Annotated in this window: 13 protein-coding genes; 3 read left to right on the plus strand and 10 right to left on the minus strand. The window is 37.0% G+C overall.

Translation table 11 applies throughout. From position 1 onward, the window contains the following. Positions 1-3 precede the first annotated feature (3 nt). Positions 4-1,068 carry a substrate-binding domain-containing protein gene (locus KORDIASMS9_RS04235; protein WP_114901645.1) on the plus strand — a complete coding sequence of 355 codons (1,065 nt, stop codon included), beginning with the start codon at positions 4-6 and terminating at the stop codon, positions 1,066-1,068. Between the two features lie 16 nt (positions 1,069-1,084). On the opposite strand, the gene KORDIASMS9_RS04240 is transcribed toward KORDIASMS9_RS04235, so the two are convergent. The 9 genes from KORDIASMS9_RS04240 to gdhA form a co-directional block, all read right to left on the minus strand. After that, complete coding sequence (locus KORDIASMS9_RS04240) at positions 1,085-1,741, minus strand: lipoprotein signal peptidase (RefSeq protein WP_114901646.1); 657 nt, start codon at positions 1,739-1,741, stop codon at positions 1,085-1,087. Positions 1,742-1,784: 43 nt separating this feature from the next. Next, positions 1,785-2,405, minus strand: a complete 621-nt coding sequence (locus KORDIASMS9_RS04245; RefSeq protein WP_162819759.1) for a hypothetical protein — start codon at positions 2,403-2,405, stop codon at positions 1,785-1,787. Between the two features lie 180 nt (positions 2,406-2,585). Continuing rightward, positions 2,586-2,966 (minus strand): TraR/DksA C4-type zinc finger protein, encoded by a 381-nt coding sequence (locus KORDIASMS9_RS04250; RefSeq protein ID WP_205318030.1) that lies wholly within the window; start codon positions 2,964-2,966, stop codon positions 2,586-2,588. A 5-nt stretch (positions 2,967-2,971) separates the two neighbouring features. Beyond that, the gene (gene ileS, locus KORDIASMS9_RS04255) at positions 2,972-6,382 is read right to left on the minus strand and encodes an isoleucine--tRNA ligase (protein ID WP_114901649.1); all 3,411 of its coding nucleotides are present in this window, start codon (positions 6,380-6,382) and stop codon (positions 2,972-2,974) included. A gap of 118 nt (positions 6,383-6,500) precedes the next feature. Beyond that, positions 6,501-11,363 (minus strand): GEVED domain-containing protein, encoded by a 4,863-nt coding sequence (locus KORDIASMS9_RS04260; protein WP_114901650.1) that lies wholly within the window; start codon positions 11,361-11,363, stop codon positions 6,501-6,503. A 167-nt stretch (positions 11,364-11,530) separates the two neighbouring features. Beyond that, the gene (locus tag KORDIASMS9_RS04265; RefSeq protein WP_114901651.1) at positions 11,531-13,951 is read right to left on the minus strand and encodes a TonB-dependent siderophore receptor; all 2,421 of its coding nucleotides are present in this window, start codon (positions 13,949-13,951) and stop codon (positions 11,531-11,533) included. Further along, entirely contained in the window at positions 13,935-14,654 is a 720-nt protein-coding gene (gene recO, locus KORDIASMS9_RS04270; RefSeq protein ID WP_114901652.1) for a DNA repair protein RecO, read from the minus strand. Before recO ends, KORDIASMS9_RS04265 begins: the two co-directional genes overlap by 17 nt. Further along, positions 14,655-16,961 carry a two-component regulator propeller domain-containing protein gene (locus tag KORDIASMS9_RS04275; RefSeq protein WP_162819760.1) on the minus strand — a complete coding sequence of 769 codons (2,307 nt, stop codon included), beginning with the start codon at positions 16,959-16,961 and terminating at the stop codon, positions 14,655-14,657. It abuts the gene before it with no gap. Between the two features lie 207 nt (positions 16,962-17,168). Further along, positions 17,169-18,512: an NADP-specific glutamate dehydrogenase gene (gene gdhA, locus KORDIASMS9_RS04280; protein ID WP_114901654.1), complete on the minus strand. Its 1,344-nt coding sequence runs from the start codon at positions 18,510-18,512 to the stop codon at positions 17,169-17,171. Between the two features lie 250 nt (positions 18,513-18,762). Here gdhA and KORDIASMS9_RS04285 point away from each other — a divergent pair, with 250 nt between their 5' ends. Further along, positions 18,763-19,551 (plus strand): glutamate dehydrogenase, encoded by a 789-nt coding sequence (locus tag KORDIASMS9_RS04285; RefSeq protein WP_240321127.1) that lies wholly within the window; start codon positions 18,763-18,765, stop codon positions 19,549-19,551. Between the two features lie 66 nt (positions 19,552-19,617). On the opposite strand, the gene KORDIASMS9_RS04290 is transcribed toward KORDIASMS9_RS04285, so the two are convergent. After that, positions 19,618-20,760 (minus strand): cystathionine gamma-synthase, encoded by a 1,143-nt coding sequence (locus KORDIASMS9_RS04290; RefSeq protein WP_114901656.1) that lies wholly within the window; start codon positions 20,758-20,760, stop codon positions 19,618-19,620. 92 nt (positions 20,761-20,852) lie between these two features. On the opposite strand from KORDIASMS9_RS04290, the gene KORDIASMS9_RS04295 reads away from it, so the two are divergent. Then, entirely contained in the window at positions 20,853-22,499 is a 1,647-nt protein-coding gene (locus KORDIASMS9_RS04295; RefSeq protein ID WP_114901657.1) for a M1 family metallopeptidase, read from the plus strand. Positions 22,500-22,532: the final 33 nt, after the last annotated feature.

The raw sequence follows: 22,532 nt of genomic DNA on the forward strand, positions 1-22,532 counted from the left end.
CTAATGAATAAAACTGTATCAAATCTAATTATTGGAATAATCAGTAGTTTAATCGCAACAATCTTATTGACTTTTTTTTCTTCAAAATTTGTTTCTTATTCATTTGAAATCCCTGTTTGGTTTTTAGTGGTACTAATCTTAATTTTAACCTTTACAATTACACTAATTGCTGTTTATTTTATTAAACGTCCAAAGAATGTCTTTTTACTATTATCCCAATCTATTCATAAACCTTTCTTTGGTATACTTACAGATAATATAATTATTGAATTGGAGTCTAGAAATATTAACGTTATTGTTATGCCTCCTTTAAGATCTTTATCTGTCGAAAGTCAGCATAAATGGTTAAGTAAAATTTTAAATGAAAAGTCTCTTTATTCCGCAGGGTTTATGGTAGCAAATGTTGATCCTGACAGAAAAAAAGTTTTTAAAAATTTTTGTAAAAAATTTAAAAAACCAATAATATTTTTAGATTCACAACCTCCTTTTGACTTACGTGATTATAATGATAAAAGTATATTTGTTGGAGTTGATCATAGTTTTGGAGGAGAAATGGCTGCTAAAGGAATGATTTACGAATTCGAGAAATTAAGAAAAAAAACTTTCAACGTTTTGGTAATCGCAACTAGGATTGTACCTGAAAGACAAAACTCTTTCAAAGAGTATTTTGATAAGAATAAAACTAAAGTTAACGTTAAGGTTATTGATACTGGTGATTTCTCAAGAGAAAGTGGGCGTAATATTTATAAACAATTTTTAGTTGATAATAATCCTTTAGACTATCAGGGTATTTTTTGTACTAATGATGAAATGGCTCTTGGAGTATTAGAATGTATTAATGAATTTAAAAATTTCCCTAAAGACAAGGTGATTTTAATTGGTTATGACGGAATTGAAGAAGCTATTTCAACTATTAATAATTTAGAAACTCCATTTAAGAATACAGTTAGTCAAGACACAAAAAAACTTTCAGAAATAGCCGTTGAAAAATTCATCAATATAAAATCAAGTAATTTCTCTAAATCCAAACATCTAATCAGGCCAAAACTTTATAAAAGTATTGAATAAATACGCTAATTCTAATTTATTCTTTAGGAGCTACCATTACTGTTTCTTCTACAACTTCTTTGTTTTCTTCTTTCTTCTTTTTAGGAAATGCTTTTTTGTTGAAGATGATCAATAAGGCAACTCCGACGGTAATGGCAGAATCGGCAATGTTGAATACAGGATCAAAGAATGTTAGGCGATCGCCACCCAACCACGGCATCCATTCGGGCCACGTGGTGTCGATTAGTGGAAAATGCAGCATGTCTACCACACGTCCGTAAAATACAGGTGCATAACCGCCTTCTTCGGGTAAGAAGCTTGCTATTTGCCCTTCACTTCCGTTAAAGATAACTCCGTAAAATACTGAATCAATGATGTTTCCTAACGCGCCTGCAAAGATGAGGGAAACGGCAATGATTAAGATCCTAGAACTGTGTTTTTTGACCGAATCGTACAGCCAATATCCAATTGCGGTGATGGCAAACAAACGGAATAAAGTAAGGAATAGTTTTCCATAACTTCCTGGAAGCTCTACGCCCCAAGCCATTCCTCTGTTTTCTACAAAAAGAATTTCAAACCAATCAAATACGATGATTTTATCGCCGATTGCAAAATTGGTTTTGATATATATTTTACTGATTTGATCAATGAGTAAGACCAAAACAATGATTCCAATAGCTTTTTTTAATGACATGTGTCGTGTAATTTCCCTAATTGTCCGCTAAAATAAGAATATTTTATCCTTTATTCGAAGAATACGTAATCTTTCCATTGTCTGCTTTTAATTCTACTTTTTTTCCTTTCTCATAAAAGACAATTTGTTGGTCTGACGCGGTTTCAAAAGTGGGTAATTTTTGTTTGATATAGTGAATGTCTCCTTTTTTGGTTTGGATGATGGCTTCTCCTTCCAATTCGTTCAAAGTGTAGTTTCCAGAAATCAATACTGCCCAGAATTTTTTGTAGTTTCCTTGCACATAGACTTGGGTTTCGTCACCTTCTAGCTGTACCTTGAGTTGCTTGGGAATGTATACATTCATCGTAATGGCAAATACTTTGTGCGCGCTAAGTTTGTCGTTTGGAAGCTGAAAATCTTCTGCCAGTTCGCAGGAAAGCTGAAGTTTTTTGTTTTTAGTGGAAGTAATGACATTGACATCTCGATAGTATTCGCCTTCCATGTGCGTTTCAATCTTTAGTACATTTTTGTTTGTGCTGTAGATGTTGAGCTGAAAGATTTTTGCCGTATGGATACGAATTTCTTCTACATCATTAATTGCTATGGTTTGTTGTGTTGTTTTTTGGGCGAAGCAACCACAATGCATAAATAGAAATAAAGGTACTATGAATATTATTTTTTTCATTTTTAGACTTACAGATTCTATTTAGAAAGCATCTCGGCTGCGCTCAATGTGACAAACAGTTGGTTTTAGACTCAAGAATAACGATTTTTTATATTGAACTCGTTAGTTTGCCTATTCAACTAAACTACTAAACCAAAAAAAAGCGCCCAATTGAGCGCTCTTTTCACTATATATGAGTGTTTATTTTTGCATGTTTTTAGCTTCAATGCTTAATGTAGCATGTGGCACTAATTTTAGACGCTCAGGATTGATCAATTTTCCAGTCACTCTGCAAATTCCATACGTTTTATTTTCAATACGGATGAGCGCATTTTTAAGATCGCGAATGAACTTTTCTTGACGAATGGCTAATTGCATGTTTTTTTCTTTCGACATCGTGGTTGATCCTTCTTCAAAAGCCTTAAATGTAGGCGAAGTATCATCTGTACCATTGTTGTGATCGTTCATATACGCACTTTTTAAAAGTTCTAAATCTTTTTGTGCTTGATCAATTTTATCTTGTATGATTTGCTTGAATTCTGCAAGCTGCTTGTCTGAGTATCTAATTTTAGTTTCTTCCATGATCTCTATATTTTTTTAATAAACAATACGGTATTTACTTCATCGAAAGCAATTTCTGTACCGGTATCTAGTTGATCTACAAAGTCTAATTGGTCTGTGAGTGTCTCTGTGGTGAGATAGTCCAAATTAGTATTGATTGCATCCACTAAATGTTCATCTTTTTGTAGCGTTACATGGATTTTATCCGTGACTTCAAACCCTGAATCTTTACGAGCGTTTTGAATTCTGTTGACAAGTTCTCTTGTAATTCCTTCTTTTCGCAATTCATCAGTTATGGTAACGTCTAACGCGACGGTAATTCCTCCCGAATTGGCTACTAACCAACCTTCTATATCTTGCGAAGTGATTTCCACTTCTGCTATATCTAATGTACTACTTTTTCCGTTAATTTCTATAGAGATTTTGCCTGTTTTTTCAATTTCGGCAATTTCTTCTTGTCCAAACTGCATAATTGCACCTGCAGCCGCTTTCATGTCTTTTCCAAATTTTGGTCCTAACACCTTAAAATTAGGCTTAATTTGCTTGACTAATATTCCCGATGCATCGTCTAACAATTCTACTTCTTTTACGTTTACTTCCGACTTGATTAATTCGGAAACAGCCGTAATTTCAGCTTTCGTTTGCGCATCTAATACAGGAATCATAATGCGTTGTAATGGTTGACGCACTTTGATCTTTTCTTTAGCTCTTAACGATAATACTAAGGAAGATATTGTTTGTGCGTTTTCCATTTTACGCTCTAGCGACTTGTCAATGAACGATTCGTCAAATTTTGGAAACTCTGCTAAATGTACACTTTCAAAGTTTTCTGTAGCTGTTGCTTTGGTTAAATCTTTGTAAAGTCTGTCCATATAAAAAGGAGCAATTGGCGCGCCAAGTTTTGCAACGGTTAGCATACACGTATACAACGTTTGGTATGCAGATATTTTGTCGTGTTGATAATCGCCTTTCCAGAATCTTCTTCTGCTTAATCGCACAAACCAGTTACTTAAATTTTCTTGCACAAATTCTGAGATCGCTCTTGCAGCTTTTGTCGGTTCGTAATCTGCATAGCTTTCATCTACATATTTGATGAGTGAATGCAGTTCTGAAAGAATCCAACGATCTATTTCTGGACGTTCGGCTACTGGAATTTCGTCTTCGCTGTAGCTGAAATTGTCAATGTTTGCATAGAGACAGAAGAATGAATATGTATTGTATAACGTTCCGAAGAATTTACGGCGAACTTCTGCAATTCCATCCAGATCAAATTTTAGATTGTCCCAAGGATTTGCATTGGAAATCATGTACCAACGTGTGGCATCTGGACCATATTGATCAAGCGTTGTAAATGGATCAACAGCGTTTCCGAGACGTTTGGACATTTTTTGACCATTTTTGTCTAACACCAATCCGTTGGAAACTACATTTTTATAGGCAACCGAATCAAATACCATGGTACCTATGGCGTGCAACGTATAAAACCAACCGCGTGTTTGATCGACACCTTCGGCGATGAAGTTTGCAGGATAGCTTTCGTTGTTGTCAATCAGTTCTTTGTTTTCAAACGGATAATGCCATTGTGCGTACGGCATTGAACCTGAATCGAACCACACATCAATTAAGTCACTTTCACGCTTCATCGGTTTTCCGGAAGGTGAAACTAGTGTAATTTGATCTACGATGTGCTTGTGCAAATCGACTTTGTCGTAGTTTTCTTCAGACATGTTGCCGACTTCAAAATTGGCATATACGTCTTTATTTTCTACGCCAGCATCCATCGCTTTTTGAATTTCTGCTTTTAATTCTGCCAACGAGCCAATGATCAATTCTTCTTTACCGTCTTCCGTACGCCAGATTGGTAGTGGAATTCCCCAATAACGTGATCGCGATAAGTTCCAGTCGTTTGCGCCTGCAATCCAGTTACCGAAACGGCCTTCACCTGTTGATTTCGGTTTCCAGTTGATGGTTTGGTTTAAGTCGTACATTCTATCTTTTACATCTGTGATTTTTATAAACCACGAATCTAACGGATAGTATAAGATTGGCTTGTCGGTACGCCAGCAGTTTGGATAACTGTGGACGTATTTTTCAACTTTAAATGCTTTGTTTTCTGTTTTTAGTTTGATGGCTAATTCGACATCTATTGATTTTTCGGGAGCTTCGCCATCGGCATAGTATTCATTTTTTACATATTTCCCGCCAAATTCGCCTAGTTCTGGTCTGAAACGACCTTGTAAATCTACTAAAGGCACCAAATTGTCATTTTCATCTTTTACAAGTAGCGGCGGAACTTCTGGTGTTGCTTCTTTGGCAACTTTTGCATCATCGGCACCAAATGTTGGCGCAGTGTGTACGATTCCAGTTCCGTCTTCCGTGGTAACGAAATCACCAGAAATTACTCTAAACGCATTTTCTGCATTTTTATAAGGAAGTGCGTAGGTGAGTAATTGCTCGTATTTGATGCCTACTAAATCGGTTCCTTTATGTTCACTTGTGATGAAATAAGGTATTTTTTTATCGTCTTGTTGGTAGGCTGAAACTTCTTCTAAGGTTTCTACTTGCGTGAATTTTTTACCCGCAAATTGCTTTCCAACCAAGTTTTTAGCCAATACTACATTTATAGGTTCAAACGTGTATTGATTGTATGTTTTTACAACCGCATAGTCAATTTTTGGTCCAACCGTTAATGCTGTGTTTGATGGCAATGTCCAAGGAGTTGTCGTCCACGCCAAAAAATGCACATCGCCTTCTATGCTTTGCAATGTTGCAGGTAGTGTTTCTTGGATCGCTTTGAATTGTGCTACAACAGTTGTATCAGTAACATCTTGATAGGTTCCAGGTTGATTTAATTCGTGTGAACTTAATCCTGTTCCTGCTTTTGGTGAATAGGGTTGAATGGTGTAGCCTTTGTACATCAATCCTTTGTCGTAGATTTGCTTTAACAACCACCACACACTTTCCATGTATTTCGGCTTGTAGGTAATGTATGGATCTTCCATATCTACCCAATATCCAGCTTTTCTGGTCATGTCGTTCCAGATATCTGTGTAGCGCATTACCGCTTCTTTACACGCTTCGTTGTATTCGTTTACAGATACTTTTGTACCAATGTCTTCTTTGGTGATATTGAGTTCTGATTCCACTTTCAATTCCACGGGAAGTCCGTGTGTATCCCAACCTGCTTTCCGTTTTACTTGGTATCCTTTGAGCGTTTTGTAGCGACAGAAAATATCTTTGATGGCTCTGGCTAATACGTGGTGAATTCCTGGTAATCCGTTTGCGGATGGTGGTCCTTCAAAAAACACGAATGATTCGGCACCTTCGCGCGAAGTGATACTTTTTTCAAAGATGTCGTTTTCTTCCCAATAGTTGAGTATTTCCTCAGCCACTACGGGTAAGTTTAGTCCTTTATACTCTGTAAATTTATTAGCCATTTTTTCTGCTCTGTATTGAATTTGCGAAATTAATGAATTTCATTGAATTGTAATGTGTTAAATAAAAAAAGACCACTTGGTTTTTCAAGTGGTCTTTTGTATTGTGTATGATTCTGATTTAGTTAATGACTAGTTTTTTGCTAATTTTTCCGCCTTCAGAATAGATACTTATTACGTATATACCACTTGCAACATTGTCAATAGGAATTCGAATGGTTTTTTCATCGACACCTTCTGTTATGGTACTTATTTGTTGCCCTAAAAGCGTATGCATGTCAATACTTTTTAACGCAAAGTTTGTATTATTTGTAATTACTAATTCGTCCGTTTTTGTATCTGTATACATTATGATTCCTTCTTCTAGGATAGCATTGTTGATACTTAATGCATTTTCTGGTTTGAATACCAAGGAATATTTATCATTGGTTTCTCCTAGCGCAATTGATACTTGGAAATCGCTTTCTCTTAGATTGTGTGTAGCTCCTGTGTAATTATCTTTAATGTAGATACCGACACTTTCGTCTATATTTTCGAGTGCATCTATCATGATGGTTCCACCACCGACAACTCTTGACACCAAACCAAGTGGCACTTCTCTGTCTAAATGTAAATTTTCTACTGCTTGAATGACATATTTTTCACTTTCAAGTGCCCAATACATATCATTTTCGGTAACTCCAATTGATTCTCCTTCGTATCCTAAATCGACTCCGTCTGTGGCATTTCTATCAAATGCGAGTAGTATTTGACGATGGAAACCTGCAGAATTCGTGTATCCTAAACGAATTTTTTGTCGATTGTCTGGACGAATACTCGCTGGTAAAGCTTCTGAATCAAATTCTAAATTTATTTCTTCTGAATTATTTTCAAATAATCCTGGATCAACGGATTCATCTCCAGTTTCTCTTAGAAAGATAGAAAATGTAGAATTCGGGTTTTCTCTAAGAAATACAGATGGATCTCCACGTTGCGCATTGTTGAATTCAACAGTAGTTGTAACACCATTTCCTGGATTTGTATCACCTTGCACAAAGAAACCTTGTCCAACTGGAATGAAGCGTCTTGGTGTTTTGGTTCCTGATCCTGTTTGACTTACTGATGGATGCGACATTGCTGGCGTTCCTCCACTTAATGTGTACGTAGCATATCCGCCTTGATAATCTAAAAGGGTGTGTGTGCCACCGCCCCAATGTTCCCAGAAAAATATGGTTCCTGAGGTAGCATCGTTTGCAATATTATCGTTAATGAAGTCGTCTGCATCTAAAGGAGATAAGTAAGGGTTTCCTACCAAGTATAAGTTTCCGTCATCTAAAGGTCCTACGGTGATGACACCATTGTTTGGTTTTCCTCTGAATACGTAGTTTTGTTCTTCTAATTCGTCTAACGTTGTTGAAACTCCTTTCATGGTGTATCCTTCTCCTGGTGATATGTTGCCTGTGTTTCGAACAAATTGCCACGCGCTGTAATCTTCATCAGCACCATTTACATATTTAAAAATCCATTCAGAACTGATGGTTAATGGCGATGTGTCACCGTCGTCTGCTGTGGTCCATGTAATGGCTGCTGGTGCACTTGACGTTGTACCATCATATAATACAGCTCCTAGTGTGAAATCTTGATTGTTAGCTGTCGTATTGATAGCACTTACTGGTGATGACCAATAATTATATGTATAGGTGCTTGCCGTTCCTTGCTGATCTTTTTCTACATAACCAGCACTTGTAACGTCTAAATCACTTCGTACAGTTTGCCTAAATTGACTTTCTCCGTTTAGGTCTATCACTCCATCTAAATTTGTATACCATGTATTGATAAGCTCAAATCCTGTTCCTGCGGTAATTGCATATGGAGATGTACTTGTCACCACCGGATTTGTACCTGTCATCGTGAGGGTAGCACCAGTATCTACTGTTAATCCTAAAGTTGAATAGTTTGCGCTTGCCGTCACATTATCTCGGATTTGCACAATAGACCAATTGATACTGTTTGCAGAAGGCGTATCCCACACCGTTCCAAATTCCCAAGTAGCATCATCTGTCCAGTTTCCATCTGCCACACTTACATAAGGCATTGGAGCTGTTTGCGGCACAAGACTTCCAATATTTTTCATGAAAAGTGTATTCGTATTCCCTGTTAAGTCTTGGATACGATTTCCAGTAATGGATGATATATCATAGTATCCTACCAAGGAAGACCAAGCTAAATTGGCTCCTGAGGTAAAGTCTTCAATATCCTTAGGAATTACAGATCCACGAACGTTACTCCCATTTTGTATGATTTCTTGATGTACCATTTCTCTGAGTTGATCTTCCGTTAAGGCAACATCGAATACTCTTATTTCGTCCACAAATCCTGTGAAAAAGTTCACATTATTAAATGTCCCTATTCGGAAAGGGTTTGTATTTGAGGCAATAGGATCTATTCCACCACCACCAATACGGAAACCATTTAAGTAGAAGTTTGCCAATGATGTACTTGTATTTACTATGATCGCAAAATGTGTCCAGTCGGTATTGGTATCTGAACCTACCCTTGGAATTCCACCAGTTACACCTTCTTGAATGGCTAAAAGTCCTCCACTCAAATAAAATCTGTACTGACCGCTAACGCCCAACATTTCTTGTATTGATATTGTTACAGGCTGTCCAGGGTTTCGAATCCAACCCATGACAGTATAGCTAGTTAATGAACGAGTTATTGGAGATTTGTCCTCTACAAAATCATCTACACCATCAAAGAATAGCGCGTTAGATCCTGTAACTGTTGTCGGTTCTCCTAACGTAAAAAATTGGCCATCGTCTAAGTTTACTCCCGTAAAGGTGAGCACACCTCCCACATTGGTTCCTTGATAATTTTCATACGCTGCAAAGGTATCAGTATCTGCAATGTATAGTTCTAAATCGTCTAAGTTTGATAGTCCGCTGCTACTCATATCAAATTCTAGTTCAACAGTTCCAATGTCGCTTGTACTTTCATGTGCATGCCATATTTTATTGAGCATACCCGCAGTACGTACAGGAAGTGTTGAGGTTTGAATAGTTTCCCCAAGCCCATTATTTCCAACAAGTAAGTATGTTAGGTTTGAATCGAATGAACCTGATTCTTTTGTCATTGTTAGTATGTCTTCTGGCCCTCTGTTAACGCTGGTAGATTGTGTTTGTACAAATTGTGAGTTATCGTCTCTAATAACTCCAAATATATTGTATCCATATCCTGCATTGGCACTACCATCCCAAATTATGGTTCCGTTAGAATCTACATAGTCCTTACTTGTTCCTGTATATCCAAATGCTGACGTTCCTGTTCCTGTAGTCCAGAAAAACTCATTGGCTCCTAAAGTGATTCCGTATTTTAGTGCTAAATACGATTCTACTCGTTCCATTTCGGCGGTAGACAAATCTCTATCATAGATAACAACTTCCGCAATGTCTCCATTGAATAAGAAGCCTGATCCTGTATTCACACTTGCTCTTCTAGCACCAATCAAAACATCAGATGCTATTGCACCATTGGAAATTCCTTCGTTGGTGGCTGCTGGATCTAAAACACCATTTAGATAAGGTGATAGTCTTGTAGAACTGACACCAGTATCTGATATGACACCTGCTGTAATTTTTGGTTCAACACGACCATAGATCGTTCCAAAACGTGTAGATGTGTTTGGTGAATCTGCATTATTTCTTCCAAGTGTGTGATGTAATACTTGATCCGTTACTCCAAACCAAACTTGATAGTTTCTGTCAAATTCATCTCCTTTTGAAACAACAGTTCCAAAGCTATTAGTTTGCACTACGGTAATAATAGTCATTTCATCTGTGAGTGGTTGTAAGTCTAATTGTGATGGATTTCCAAGATTTAGATATTGTGCTCCCGAAAATCGTAGTGTTGGATTAAAGTTTAGTCCATTACTGACAAGCTGCGCATCCGTAGTACCTTCGGAAGCTGCTGTAAAACCATTTGGTGATTGATCTGTCCAACTCGTTACATCGGTTCCTGATACCGTCGTTCCTACATTAGCTTTCATCCACAATTGTAAGTTGGTGGATATATTTCCTGGGCTTGGCACAGGCACTACTCCATCTGCTGCAATATTAAAAGAAAATGTTTGTTCTGCTATGTCAGGATCGTCATTCGCAATAATGATTTCTCCAGTAGCTGCACCTGCAACTGTAGGTTCATATTGTATTGTAAATGTAGTTGATTCTCCTGCTGATAGTATTAAATCTAAGGGTTGTGATAGGATGGTGAAATCTGTACTTGTTCCCACACCAAAACTAACAGGATCACTCGGCAATGTTAAATTGGTTGTCGTTCCATCATTGGTGATGGTAAACGTTCGAGTTATGAAACCTCCTGAAAGGAAGACACTCCCAAAATCTGTATGATCTGCTGTTGACGGCACGTTGATAGAACCATCTGGTATTTCCACAGCATTTCCTTCCACAACAATATCGGGAGGTAAAGAAGAGTTTATGATATTAACTGTATAATCCTCTACTTCTCCAAAAAGATACGATTCACATGCATTAAGAATAGTACCTCCATCTCCTTTCATTTGCACACGCATTCTTGTATTTCCTAATGTCGCAGCAATTGGAATTGTAAAATTCCCCGACACAGGAGTAAATGTTGTAGGCGCATCATTAAAGACTCTTTCACTCACGGCAAATACTCCATCTTGATTGTAATCAATCCATACAGAAAGTGCTTCTGCAAAAAAGCCTCCTGTCCATGTTTTTGTGATATTGATTGAATAGGTAGATCCTACATCCAAATCCGTAGGTGTTACAGATGTTGTAAAATCACTATAACCAGTAGCGGGCACACTAGCAGTTACATTAATCATTGTATTTAATTCCACTCTACTAATATATTCTGCTGTGGGATCAGGAGCTGTAAAACCCGAAGGTGGAACACAATATTGCGCACTCGCATAAGTGATGCTTAGCAATAACGCTAATAATGAGTAGGTTTTTTTCATAACTAAAGTAATTTAGGCAAGGTAAATTTATTCAATGTTAACTTAATTATATTTTCATGGTAGTATTAATCCATTAATTTAGATGAAAACTATGAATTAATCGGCATAAATATCGTAAAATTTTAACTTCTCTAAAAATCTGTAGTCTATTTCCTAACAAGCAAGACTTAAAAATTATAATTTAAACTGAGGATTAAATTTCTACCAGGCGCAGATATGCCCGAAGAATATACTCTGTAGCGTTGATCCGTAATATTTTCAAGAGAAGCCGTGATATTAATTTTCTCGTTGACTTCAAAATTTGATTTCGCATTGAATGTTACCCATGAAGGTGAGAAAGGGTTTCCATTTTCATCCGTAGCATATAAATACGCTTTGTTCCGTTCTGAAGGCGCTAAATTATTGTTGGTAATGGAACCGTTAAAGTTTGTAAAGATATCAAATTTTAATCGGTCTCCTTTGTAGATAAAATGCACATTTCCAAAAATAGGCGATACATGTCGTAATGGAACTCTAGTCCCGTCTGCCTGTTCTTCTTCTCCTCTTGGAATGGTAAGATCAGCGCTAACTTTTGTCCACTTGTCAAATTTTGCTGCAAAGCCAAATTCAAAACCGTATGTAAATACTTTTGAAGCATTTTGAATGGCTTGCACATTGCTCAATTCACCATTGTACATGATTTCCGTTTCACCATTGAGATTGAAATCTTTTCGAATTAAAGCATCGTCTAGCAAGGTATAGAATGCGGTAAAATTCAAATCAAAACTACTTCCAATTTTTTTCTGTATACCAAATTCTGCACTGTATGCATGCTCTGGAGTTAAATTAGGATTTGGCACAATAACTGAACCTGGTTCTGAGTCAAACACTTTTCCAATATCATCAATATTTGGTGCTCTAAAAGCCGTGCCTATGTTTGCGGTAATTTGCCATTTATTAGGCAACCAACTGAATCCGACACTTCCTGTAAATGCGCCTGTGTTGGTATTTGCTTCCGTGAATGGAAACGGGAAAAATGTAGTATCAAAATCTGCGTTTATAAGAATATGATTGTAACGCAACCCAGATTGTAAGGTAAATTTGGGATTGGGTTTGTATTCTAAACTCGCGTATGTTGCCATAGATTGCCAAGTAGCGCCATCGGGATAACGAGAAGCCGCATCTACAATTTCTCCTGTCGTAATGTTTTGGTTAAATCCATCTGAATGTACTTTATTGTAGACATATTCAAAACCGTAAAATGTTTTGAGTTTTGGGTTGAAGCGTTTTTCAAAGTCTAAACTAGACGAAATTGCATCTACTTTTTCTTTGGTGACACCTAAAATGATATCTTGAAAATTACGCCTGTTTCTGCTTTCTTCAAATCGTTGATAGGCATTGGTAAATTTTACATTATCGTAGTAAGTATTATTCCCTTTTTTCTGAGTTTGAAAATTCGCCATAAACCATCGTTGCGGTCCGTAATACCAATCGCCATAACGCAAGGTGTCATCGCGATATTCGATCAAACGATCGTATCGAGGAAAGTCTGACGTAGTTGAGTAATGCAAGCCCAAATCAAATTCCCAAATATCATCTGAGATCAATTTTATACGTTGCGCCAAATTCATTTGGTTGTATCCTGTAAATCGTTGATTGATTGGGTTTGAGTTGTTAATGACAACATCTTGTCCGTTGATGTTGGTTACATATTCTGGTCGCAAGTAGGCATCATTACCATTTCTTCCCATGCGCAAGTCCTCAAAATCGCTATAAGTGACACTCGTTAAAAACGCCCATTTTTTGAGTCCGATATTGATATCAAAATGTCCTGTTTTTTCATTGTTAGCCGTCGCATAACGCGTGTTGGCATTTCCTGAAATCCGTGTTTCTTCATTCCATGAAAGTTTGGGTGTTTTTGTGTAAAAGTTCATCACACCACCAATAGCGTCACTTCCATAAATAACGGAACCTGGTCCCAAAATGACTTCGGTATTGTTTACATTAAAAGGATCAATAGATATGACATTCTGCACATTTCCACCACGAAATATAGCATTGTTCATACGCACACCATCTACCGAAAGTAGCAGTCTGTTTGTAGAAAATCCTCTAATCATAGGACTTCCGCCACCAAGCTGACTTTTTTGTACAAATATTTTTCCGCTGCGTTCTAGTAAATCTGCTGCCGTTTGCGGTGTTGTATACGCAATTTCTTTGCTATTGATGCTGACAATTTTTTTAGGGATTTCCTTTTTATTTTGTTGCCATTTGGAAACTGAAATCACAATTTTAGATAACTCAGCCGTTTGTTTTACCAAGTAAACAATGTTTTTATTTTGGAGAATTTGTTGCTTTGTGAAGGTAACTGGCAAGTAGGAAATATGACGAAAAGTGATTTTCTCAGTATCTGAAAACTGACTAATATCAATCTTACCGCGAGCATTAGTAATGCCTCCTTTTGATTGATCAGCATTGTATACGTTCACGTTAGAGATGTTTCTATCGTTGACAATGTCTTTTACTTGAATTTCTTGACCAAAAAGAACTTGCGAAAAAATAAAAGCGACGATACCGACAAAACCTTTTATTTTACTTAAATACCTCATGTAACACTTCCATTGATTTTGGTTGCCTAAATCCCTGCAAATGTAATTTAAAATATTGAATGAATATTGCTAGAATTTCATTTCTTCTTTGCGAGGACAACTTTATGGTATTCTGCGCATCAAATTTTATGCCTAATAGCTGTTTGAAACATGTTAAATTTTCGCCCTTTATGCATTCGTTGAGCGTATTGTGATCAAAGAATTGCCCTTCTTGCAAATCGAAATATTCTTTGTGTATATTTTTTATTTCTGGAAAGAATCCAAAATACTTTGTTAAGTTGGTTAAAAATGCAAGGTGAAAGTTGGCTATTTCATCATGCACATCGAGCCACTGTAGCGCATTTTCTATAAATTGAAATAAGGCTTCGTTTTTTTCTTCTTCTTGAATGGAATAGTTTAATATTTCTGACAAGAACAACGCAATGGCACTTTTGTCTATTTGTGTGTGAATGGAAACGTATGGATAGACCGTTTTGACATCTTTTATGTATTCTAAACTGCCTTTATTTTTGTGATTGGCAACAATTTCAAGCTGCGTCAATGGTTGAAAATACGCAATTTTCAACTTGCCTTTTTTTGATTTGAGAATTCCGCGGAGTAAATAACTTTTGATACCATCAGAAGCCGTAAAACATTTTGCAATGACACTTGAATCGCCATATTTTATGGTAGAAATGACAATGGCTTTGGTGGTGACTAACATTTAACGAACAATCATCACTTTGGTGACTTTGGTTTCCGTACCATCTTCACTCGCAATTAAAATAAGATATACACCCGAAGCGACTTTGTGTCTTCCAAAGGCTGTTAAATCCCACAGTAAGGTTCCACCTTCCGCAGTCGCTTCAAAGACCAAGTTTCCTTCAATATCAGTTATTTTCACGTTGGCATTATTTGTTAATCCAGAAATGTTAAGATTTCCATTGAAGCCTGGTCGTACAGGATTTGGATACGCAAATACGTTGTCTAAACTTTCTTTTGGTGCAGTTGCCGTTCCTTGAAACGATAGCAATCCTTTTGCCGTGGCAATGTATACACGTCCCGATTCGGAATCAATTTCAATATTATTGACTGTATTTGTTGGCAAAGGCGAATTGTCTTTGGTGAAATGTGCAAGCGTTTCGGTAGCATCAGGCGACATGTAAAATACCCCAGAAGCCGAAGTCGCAATCCATTTGTTATTAGAACCGTCTACTTCAATGTCGGTTACCGTTTGTTCAAAAAGTAATTCTTTTGGCACACCATCTTCATCTACAATAATGATATCGTTGGATTGTGGATCGCTGTCATCAAAAATACCATCAATGCCAAAATATACACGAATTCCTCGTACGGTTCCAATCCACAAATTGCCAGATTTGTCTACGCTCAGCGCTCTCACATCCGTTGATGGCAAATTTCCTACTTCTTCCTCACTGATCGAGGTAAAACGAGAACCAGCGCTCCGTGTTTCATCAAACAATAAAACACCGTGATTTTGAGTCGCAATCGCTTTTAAGCCACCTTCACTAATTTCAATTTTAGACAATCCATTTTCTCCATTTAGAGGATCGCTAATCGCTTCCAAAACTGTATACGATTCCCATTGACCGCTACTTCGCAACACTTTGATTCCGTTGTCAACTTTAGAGTTTAACACCCAAAGATCTCCATTTACATCATATTTAGTTTCTCCAATTCGTATGTCAATGTAGGTTGGCACTCCAATATCAAGCGATTCCAAATCACTGTTGGTTGTGTTTAATATTTCTACTGGAGCATTGTCTTCCATTTTTAATATTCCCGAGAAAAAAGAACTTAAAAACACCTGGTTAGTATTTGCTGGATTTACCGTGGCATGTACAATACTTTTTGCATCAAAGTCTGGCGTATATGGAATGTTTGTCCAAGCCAAATCTTGCAGGTGACTTACACCTCTGTCATCTAACGGATACGGATCATATCCTGCGGTGTAGTCGCCATATACTACCCAAAGTTCATTTGGAATTGCTGTAATAGAAAATGTATTGTTTAGCAAAGGTCCGTCGGGTAGTATTTGATTTGCTGTAATGGGCATTGGAAATGTAGTTTCTAATATTCCTTGTTTTTCTGTGCCTAAGTATAGGGTATTTCCTAAAAGCAATGCAGAATTGAATTCTAACTCTGGATATTCTTCTAAGGTTTGAACGTTCACTACTTCATTAAGGTCTGCGTCATATATGTGAACTTCTTCATTGTGCACAACCATCATGTAGTTTTCCATTGCTTTAAAGTCTTCTAAAGGCGTTGCATATTGTGGAATTTGCGATAAGAATGAAAAAGCTGTACCATTAAATCTAAGCATTCTTCTAGTTAAAGTAATAGCGTATAAGTCTTCTCCAAAAGCGAGAACACCTCTCATATCAAACGTATTGATACGTTCCCATTCTGCAAAATCAATCAAATTATCATTATCAACAACCGCCCTAAATACGCCTATTTTTGTTGCTGCATATATATATTCTCCAAAAATAGTGGTTTGTCGTACTTCTATTTGACTTCCGTTGGGACCAATAAAATACGTGTCTCCAAATTCTAATGCATTGATATCATACAGTGAAATTCCAAAGTCTGTAGAAAGATATAAGGTATTGTTGTACTCTAAAATGTGATTAATGTTTTTTTCGTTGGGCGGAATGGTAGGCTTGTCAATAATATCTACTACTTTATTGATTTCTTCCGTATTAGGATCAAAAATTTCAATAAGTCCATTACGGTACCCAAGCACATACTTGTCTCCTGATTGACTGTAAAATGCAGTGCTTATTTCTTCTCCAGAAAGTCCATTGATAGTAGAATACTTAGCAATTTCATTCGTTTGCAAGTCATAAGTAAAGAACGAATTATCTGAAGCACCGTAAATTTTATCTGAACTTTGCGATATGTCAATCACTTTGTTATAGGAATAATGACCTAACCAAGAATTGTTAGCTGATTGTCCGTGCACCAAAACAGTACAAGTAAGCAATAACAAATACAAAATTTTCCTCATTCGTCTTTTTATTTTAATGTTGCTTTTGGGGTGTGCATGTGAACCAAATACATGGTTCCGTGGAAGAAAAACAACACTCATTTTAAAATATTTCACCAAATATATTTAATAATAACGTAAATGAATTGCTTATCATATATTAATGTCATAAAAAAAGCTTCCTACCATAGGAGTAGAAAGCTTTTTAATTATATTTTGAAAAATGTATTAGATAACTCCTTGTGCAATCATAGCATCAGCTACTTTTACAAAACCAGCAATATTGGCTCCTTTAACGTAATCAATAAATCCGTCATCATCTTTTCCGTATTTTTCACAAGCTGCATGAATATCTTTCATGATTTGCTTTAATTTTTCATCAACTTCTTCACGAGTCCAGCTGTAACGTAATGAATTTTGTGTCATTTCTAAACCAGACGTAGACACTCCACCTGCGTTTGATGCTTTTCCTGGTGCGAATAATATTTTGTTGTTTAAAAATATTTCGATCGCTTCTGGCGTAGATGGCATATTTGCACCTTCACTCACACAAATACAACCGTTATCTACCAATGTTTGCCCTTCTTCTCCGTTCAATTCATTTTGAGTAGCACATGGCAATGCAACGTCACACTTAATGCTCCAAGGTCTTTCTCCTTTGTGGAATGTTGCTGATGGATATTCATCTACATATTCGTGAATTCTTCCACGTTTTACATTCTTGAGCTCCATGATGAACGCTAATTTATCAGCATCAATTCCGTCAGCATCATGAATATATCCTGAAGAATCGGACATAGTGACTACTTTTGCTCCTAATTCCGTTGCTTTTTCTACAGCATACTGGGCTACATTTCCAGAACCTGAAACAAGTACCGTTTTTCCTTCAAACGATTCTCCTCTAGTTCCTAACATGCTTTGTGCAAAATACACATTTCCGTATCCTGTAGCTTCTGGACGAATTAACGATCCGCCCCAAGTAATTCCTTTTCCTGTAAGTACACCTGTAAATTCGTTGCGTAATTTTTTATACATTCCAAACATGTATCCAATTTCGCGTCCACCAACTCCGATGTCTCCCGCAGGTACATCTGTATCTGGCCCAATATGTCTAAATAATTCCGACATAAATGCTTGGCAGAAACGCATAATTTCAACATCAGATTTTCCTTTTGGATTAAAATCTGAACCACCTTTTCCACCGCCCATTGGAAGTGTTGTTAAGCTGTTTTTAAATACTTGCTCAAATGCTAAGAATTTAAGAATACTTAGGTTTACACTTGGGTGAAAACGCAATCCTCCTTTGTAAGGACCAATTGCAGAATTCATTTGAATTCTATATCCGCGATTTACTTGAATTTCTCCACTATCATCTACCCACTGCACTCTAAACATAATGACGCGCTCAGGCTCCACCATTCTTTCAAGTATCTTTGTTCCTTTATATTTTTCCTTACCTTCAATATAAGGGATTACAGCTTCCGCAACTTCCTGAACTGCTTGTAAAAATTCAGGTTCGTGTCCGTTTGTCTGCTTTACCAAGTCTAAAAAGTCTTTTACTTTTGCTTCCATAAACGAAGTTTGATTAACAAATTTTTATTAATATCATTATTTGACTGTGCAAATATACATTTAATTAAAAAAAAACAGTCTTTTTTTTACAATTTGACAATTATCTAACGTTTTCGTATATGATAAATTTAAGTAGCTTCATTACTGCTGTTCCGCATTAATAAACATTAGATAATACGGTTTTTGTTTTTTTGTTTTAAGGGTTTTTATATATTTGCTGTATTGCCTCATATAAATACTGGTTTATAACATGTTAAACAGAATCTGCCCTATCTACCTACTTTTCATGCTGATGTGTGTCGGGACAGTTCATGCTCAATTCGGATTTTCTCACGAAATCGGATTTATCATTGGACCAAATGCATTCCAGTCAGATTATGGAGAACGAAACGACTTTGAAACCAATATTGGAAATGTTGGAGCTGAATTTGGTATAGTTCACTACTTAAACTTCTCATACCGCGCTGAATGTAACTGCTTTACGCGATACACCTATTTTAATGACCATTTTAAAGTACGAAATGAATTGACCTATACAACGGTGAATTTGGAGCATTTTGGTCGTTATGTAGCTGATAATAAAGTATCGTTAACCGCACAGCAGTTGCGCGCCATGAATGGAAGTACGCGTGTTTTAAATTTAGGAACACAATTGGAGTTTTTCCCAAGAAGTATCCGTGAGTTTGAAAGCGGCGGTTATTTATTAGCGCCTTATGCAGCTTTAGGAGCACAATATCACTATTTTACACCAACTGTGCAGTCTGACCTAGGAAGATTGTTAGATCCAGGTGTATTGCCCGTAAAATATCAAAATGCATTCCAAAATGAATCAGGTTCTACTTGGTCTGTGGTGGCAAGTGTCGGAACACGGTATAAATTTACGGAAACATCCGATTTACTACTTGATTTACGTTGGAGGTATTATTTCTCAAACTGGGTGGATGGTTTGAATCCTGATGAAAATTTATATCCTGAAAACAAAGCAAACGACTGGAGTTTTGTCGTTAGTGTTGGGTATATTTATTACTTGAATTTTTAAAGAAAGACCTTATATATTAAAAACGCCATTCTGTCGAGAATGGTGTTTTTTTATGTGCCTATTTTTTTATTTTGAAAGTGCTTGCGCCAAATCTGCAATAAGATCATCTACATCTTCAATGCCAACGCTTAGGCGAATGAGTGAATCGACCACACCTGTTTTTTCGCGTTCCTCTTTCGGAATACTTGCATGCGTCATACTTGCGGGATGACCTGCCAACGACTCTACACCACCTAACGATTCTGCCAAAGTGAACACTTGTAAATTTTCTATAATTCTAATTGCCTGATCGTAATCGTTTCCTTTGGTGACAAAAGAAATCATTCCCCCAAAATCATCCATTTGCTTTTTGGCAATTTCATGATTCGGATGTGTTTCAAATCCTGGCCAATACACTGTTGAAATTTTCGGATGCTTTGCTAAATATTCCGCAATTGCTTTTCCATTTTCACAATGTCTTTGCATGCGCACATGCAAGGTTTTAATACCTCGTAATGCTAAAAAACTGTCCATTGGTCCACAAATAGCGCCACTCGCATTTTGAATGAAATACAATCGATCCGCAAGTGCTTTGTCTTTTACAATTAACGCGCCCATAATTAAATCACTGTGTCCGCCAATGTATTTGGTAACAGAATGCATCACAATATCAGCTCCTAAATCTAATGGGCGTTGTAAATATGGCGTGGCAAACGTATTGTCTACCGCTACTAATAAATTGTGCTTTTTCGCAATAGCAGAAGTCGCTTCAATATCAATAATATTCATCATCGGATTGGTAGGCGTTTCAATCCAAATTAGTTTGGTGTTTTCGTTAATATACGATTCAATACCCGCCGCATTTTCCATGCCAACAAAATGAAATTTGATCCCAAACGCTTCAAAAATTTTAGTAAACAAACGATAGGTTCCGCCGTACAAATCATTCGTAGAAATCACCTCATCACCCGATTTTAATAATTTCATTACAGCATCAATCGCCGCCAAACCCGAACCAAAAGCGAGTCCGTGCGTTCCGTTTTCCAAACTTGCAAAGGCGTTTTCAAGTGCATTTCGAGTCGGATTGTGCGTGCGTCCGTACTCATAACCTTTGTGTCCGCCAGGTGTACTTTGTGCAAAAGTGGATGTTTGATATATCGGCGGCATCACACTGCCATAGGCTTTGTCTGGTTCTTGTCCGCCGTGAATAGTTTTGGTATTGAATTTCATAAGTTTGGTGTCTGTGCTACAAATTTAACTTTTCATTTATAAGTTTTCAGATTATAGATGTACCTTTAACGATACTTAACTTTTTTATTAAAATGACGCATAAAAATAACAACTTCGCTATTTTTCTCCTGTTCACGTTTGTTTTATTGAGTACACAAGCATTTTCTCAAAATTTTACAAAACAAGATACCTTGCGTGGCTCTATTACGCCCGAACGTGCCTGGTGGGATTTAACACACTATCATCTAGACATTAAAGTCGATCCAACCGAGAGAACTATTTCAGGAAGCAACACGATTCAGTATAAGGTAGTAAAAAAAGGGCAAAAAACGCTTCAAGTTGATTTGCAACCGCCACTACAACTGACGAAAGCAATGCAAGATGGTGTAGAATTGCAAATTAGGCATGATGGAAATGCGCATTTTATTTATCTAGATAAAAAACAAGAATTAGGAAAAGTATATAGCGTCGAAGTTTTTTACGAAGGAAAACCAAAAGTTGCCAAAAGACCACCATGGGACGGCGGCATTACGTGGTCCAAAGACGCTAACGGATTGCCGTTTGTTGCTTCTTCCTGTCAAGGATTGGGTGCAAGTGTTTGGTGGCCGTGCAAAGATCACATGTACGATGAAGTAGACAGCATGAAAATTAGCGTGAATGTTCCTAAAAACTTAATGAATGTGTCTAACGGACGCTTGATTGGCGTGGACGAAAAGAAAGATGACACGAAAACCTATCATTGGAATGTGTTAAATCCAATTAATAATTATGGCGTGAATATTAATATTGGCGATTATGTACATTTTGGTGAAAAATATAAAGGCGAAAATGGCATGCTAGACATGGATTATTATGTACTGCGCGATAATTTAGAGAAAGCGAAAGTGCAATTTAAAGATGCCGCGCGTACTATGGAAGCGTTTGAACATTGGTTTGGACCGTATCCGTTTTATGAAGACAGTTACAAACTCGTGGAAGCGCCGTATTTGGGCATGGAACACCAAAGTTCAGTCACGTATGGAAATGGCTATAAAAACGGCTACAGAGGTTTCGATTTAAGCCGCACAGGTTGGGGAATGAAGTTCGATTTTATCATTGTGCATGAATCAGGACACGAATGGTTTGCCAATAATATTACCAATATTGACATTGCCGATATGTGGATTCACGAAAGTTTTACGGCGTATTCTGAAAATTTATTTTTAGATTATTTTTATGGGAAAGAAGCAAGTGCAGAATATGTAATTGGAACACGCAGAAGCATTGCCAACGACCGACCGATTATTGGAATGTACAATGTAAATCATGAAGGTTCGGGCGATATGTATTATAAAGGCTCCAACATGTTGCACACCATTCGTCAACTGGTTCGAGATGATTCGACATGGCGCAGTATTTTGCGAGGTTTAAACAAAGATTTTTACCATCAAACAGTGACCACACAACAGATTGAAGATTACATTAGTGAAAAATCAGGCATCAACTTATCAAAAGTATTCGATCAATATTTACGAACAACAAAAATTCCTGTATTGCGCTACAAAAGAAAAGATAACCAATTTGTATATCGTTGGGAAAATGTAGTTGATCATTTTGACATGAAGGTACAATTGGCACTGAATAACAAACTAGAATGGCTTTCACCAACAACCGAATGGCAAACAAAGAAACTTTCTGCCGAAGTTGCAACCGTAGAGCTAAATCCTAATTTTTATGTGATGCTAGAAGAAGTAAAATAATTTTTTAGCATTCTGTTAGCGCAAGTCTCAGCC

Source organism: Kordia sp. SMS9 (genome assembly GCF_003352465.1).
Lineage (GTDB): Bacteria > Bacteroidota > Bacteroidia > Flavobacteriales > Flavobacteriaceae > Kordia.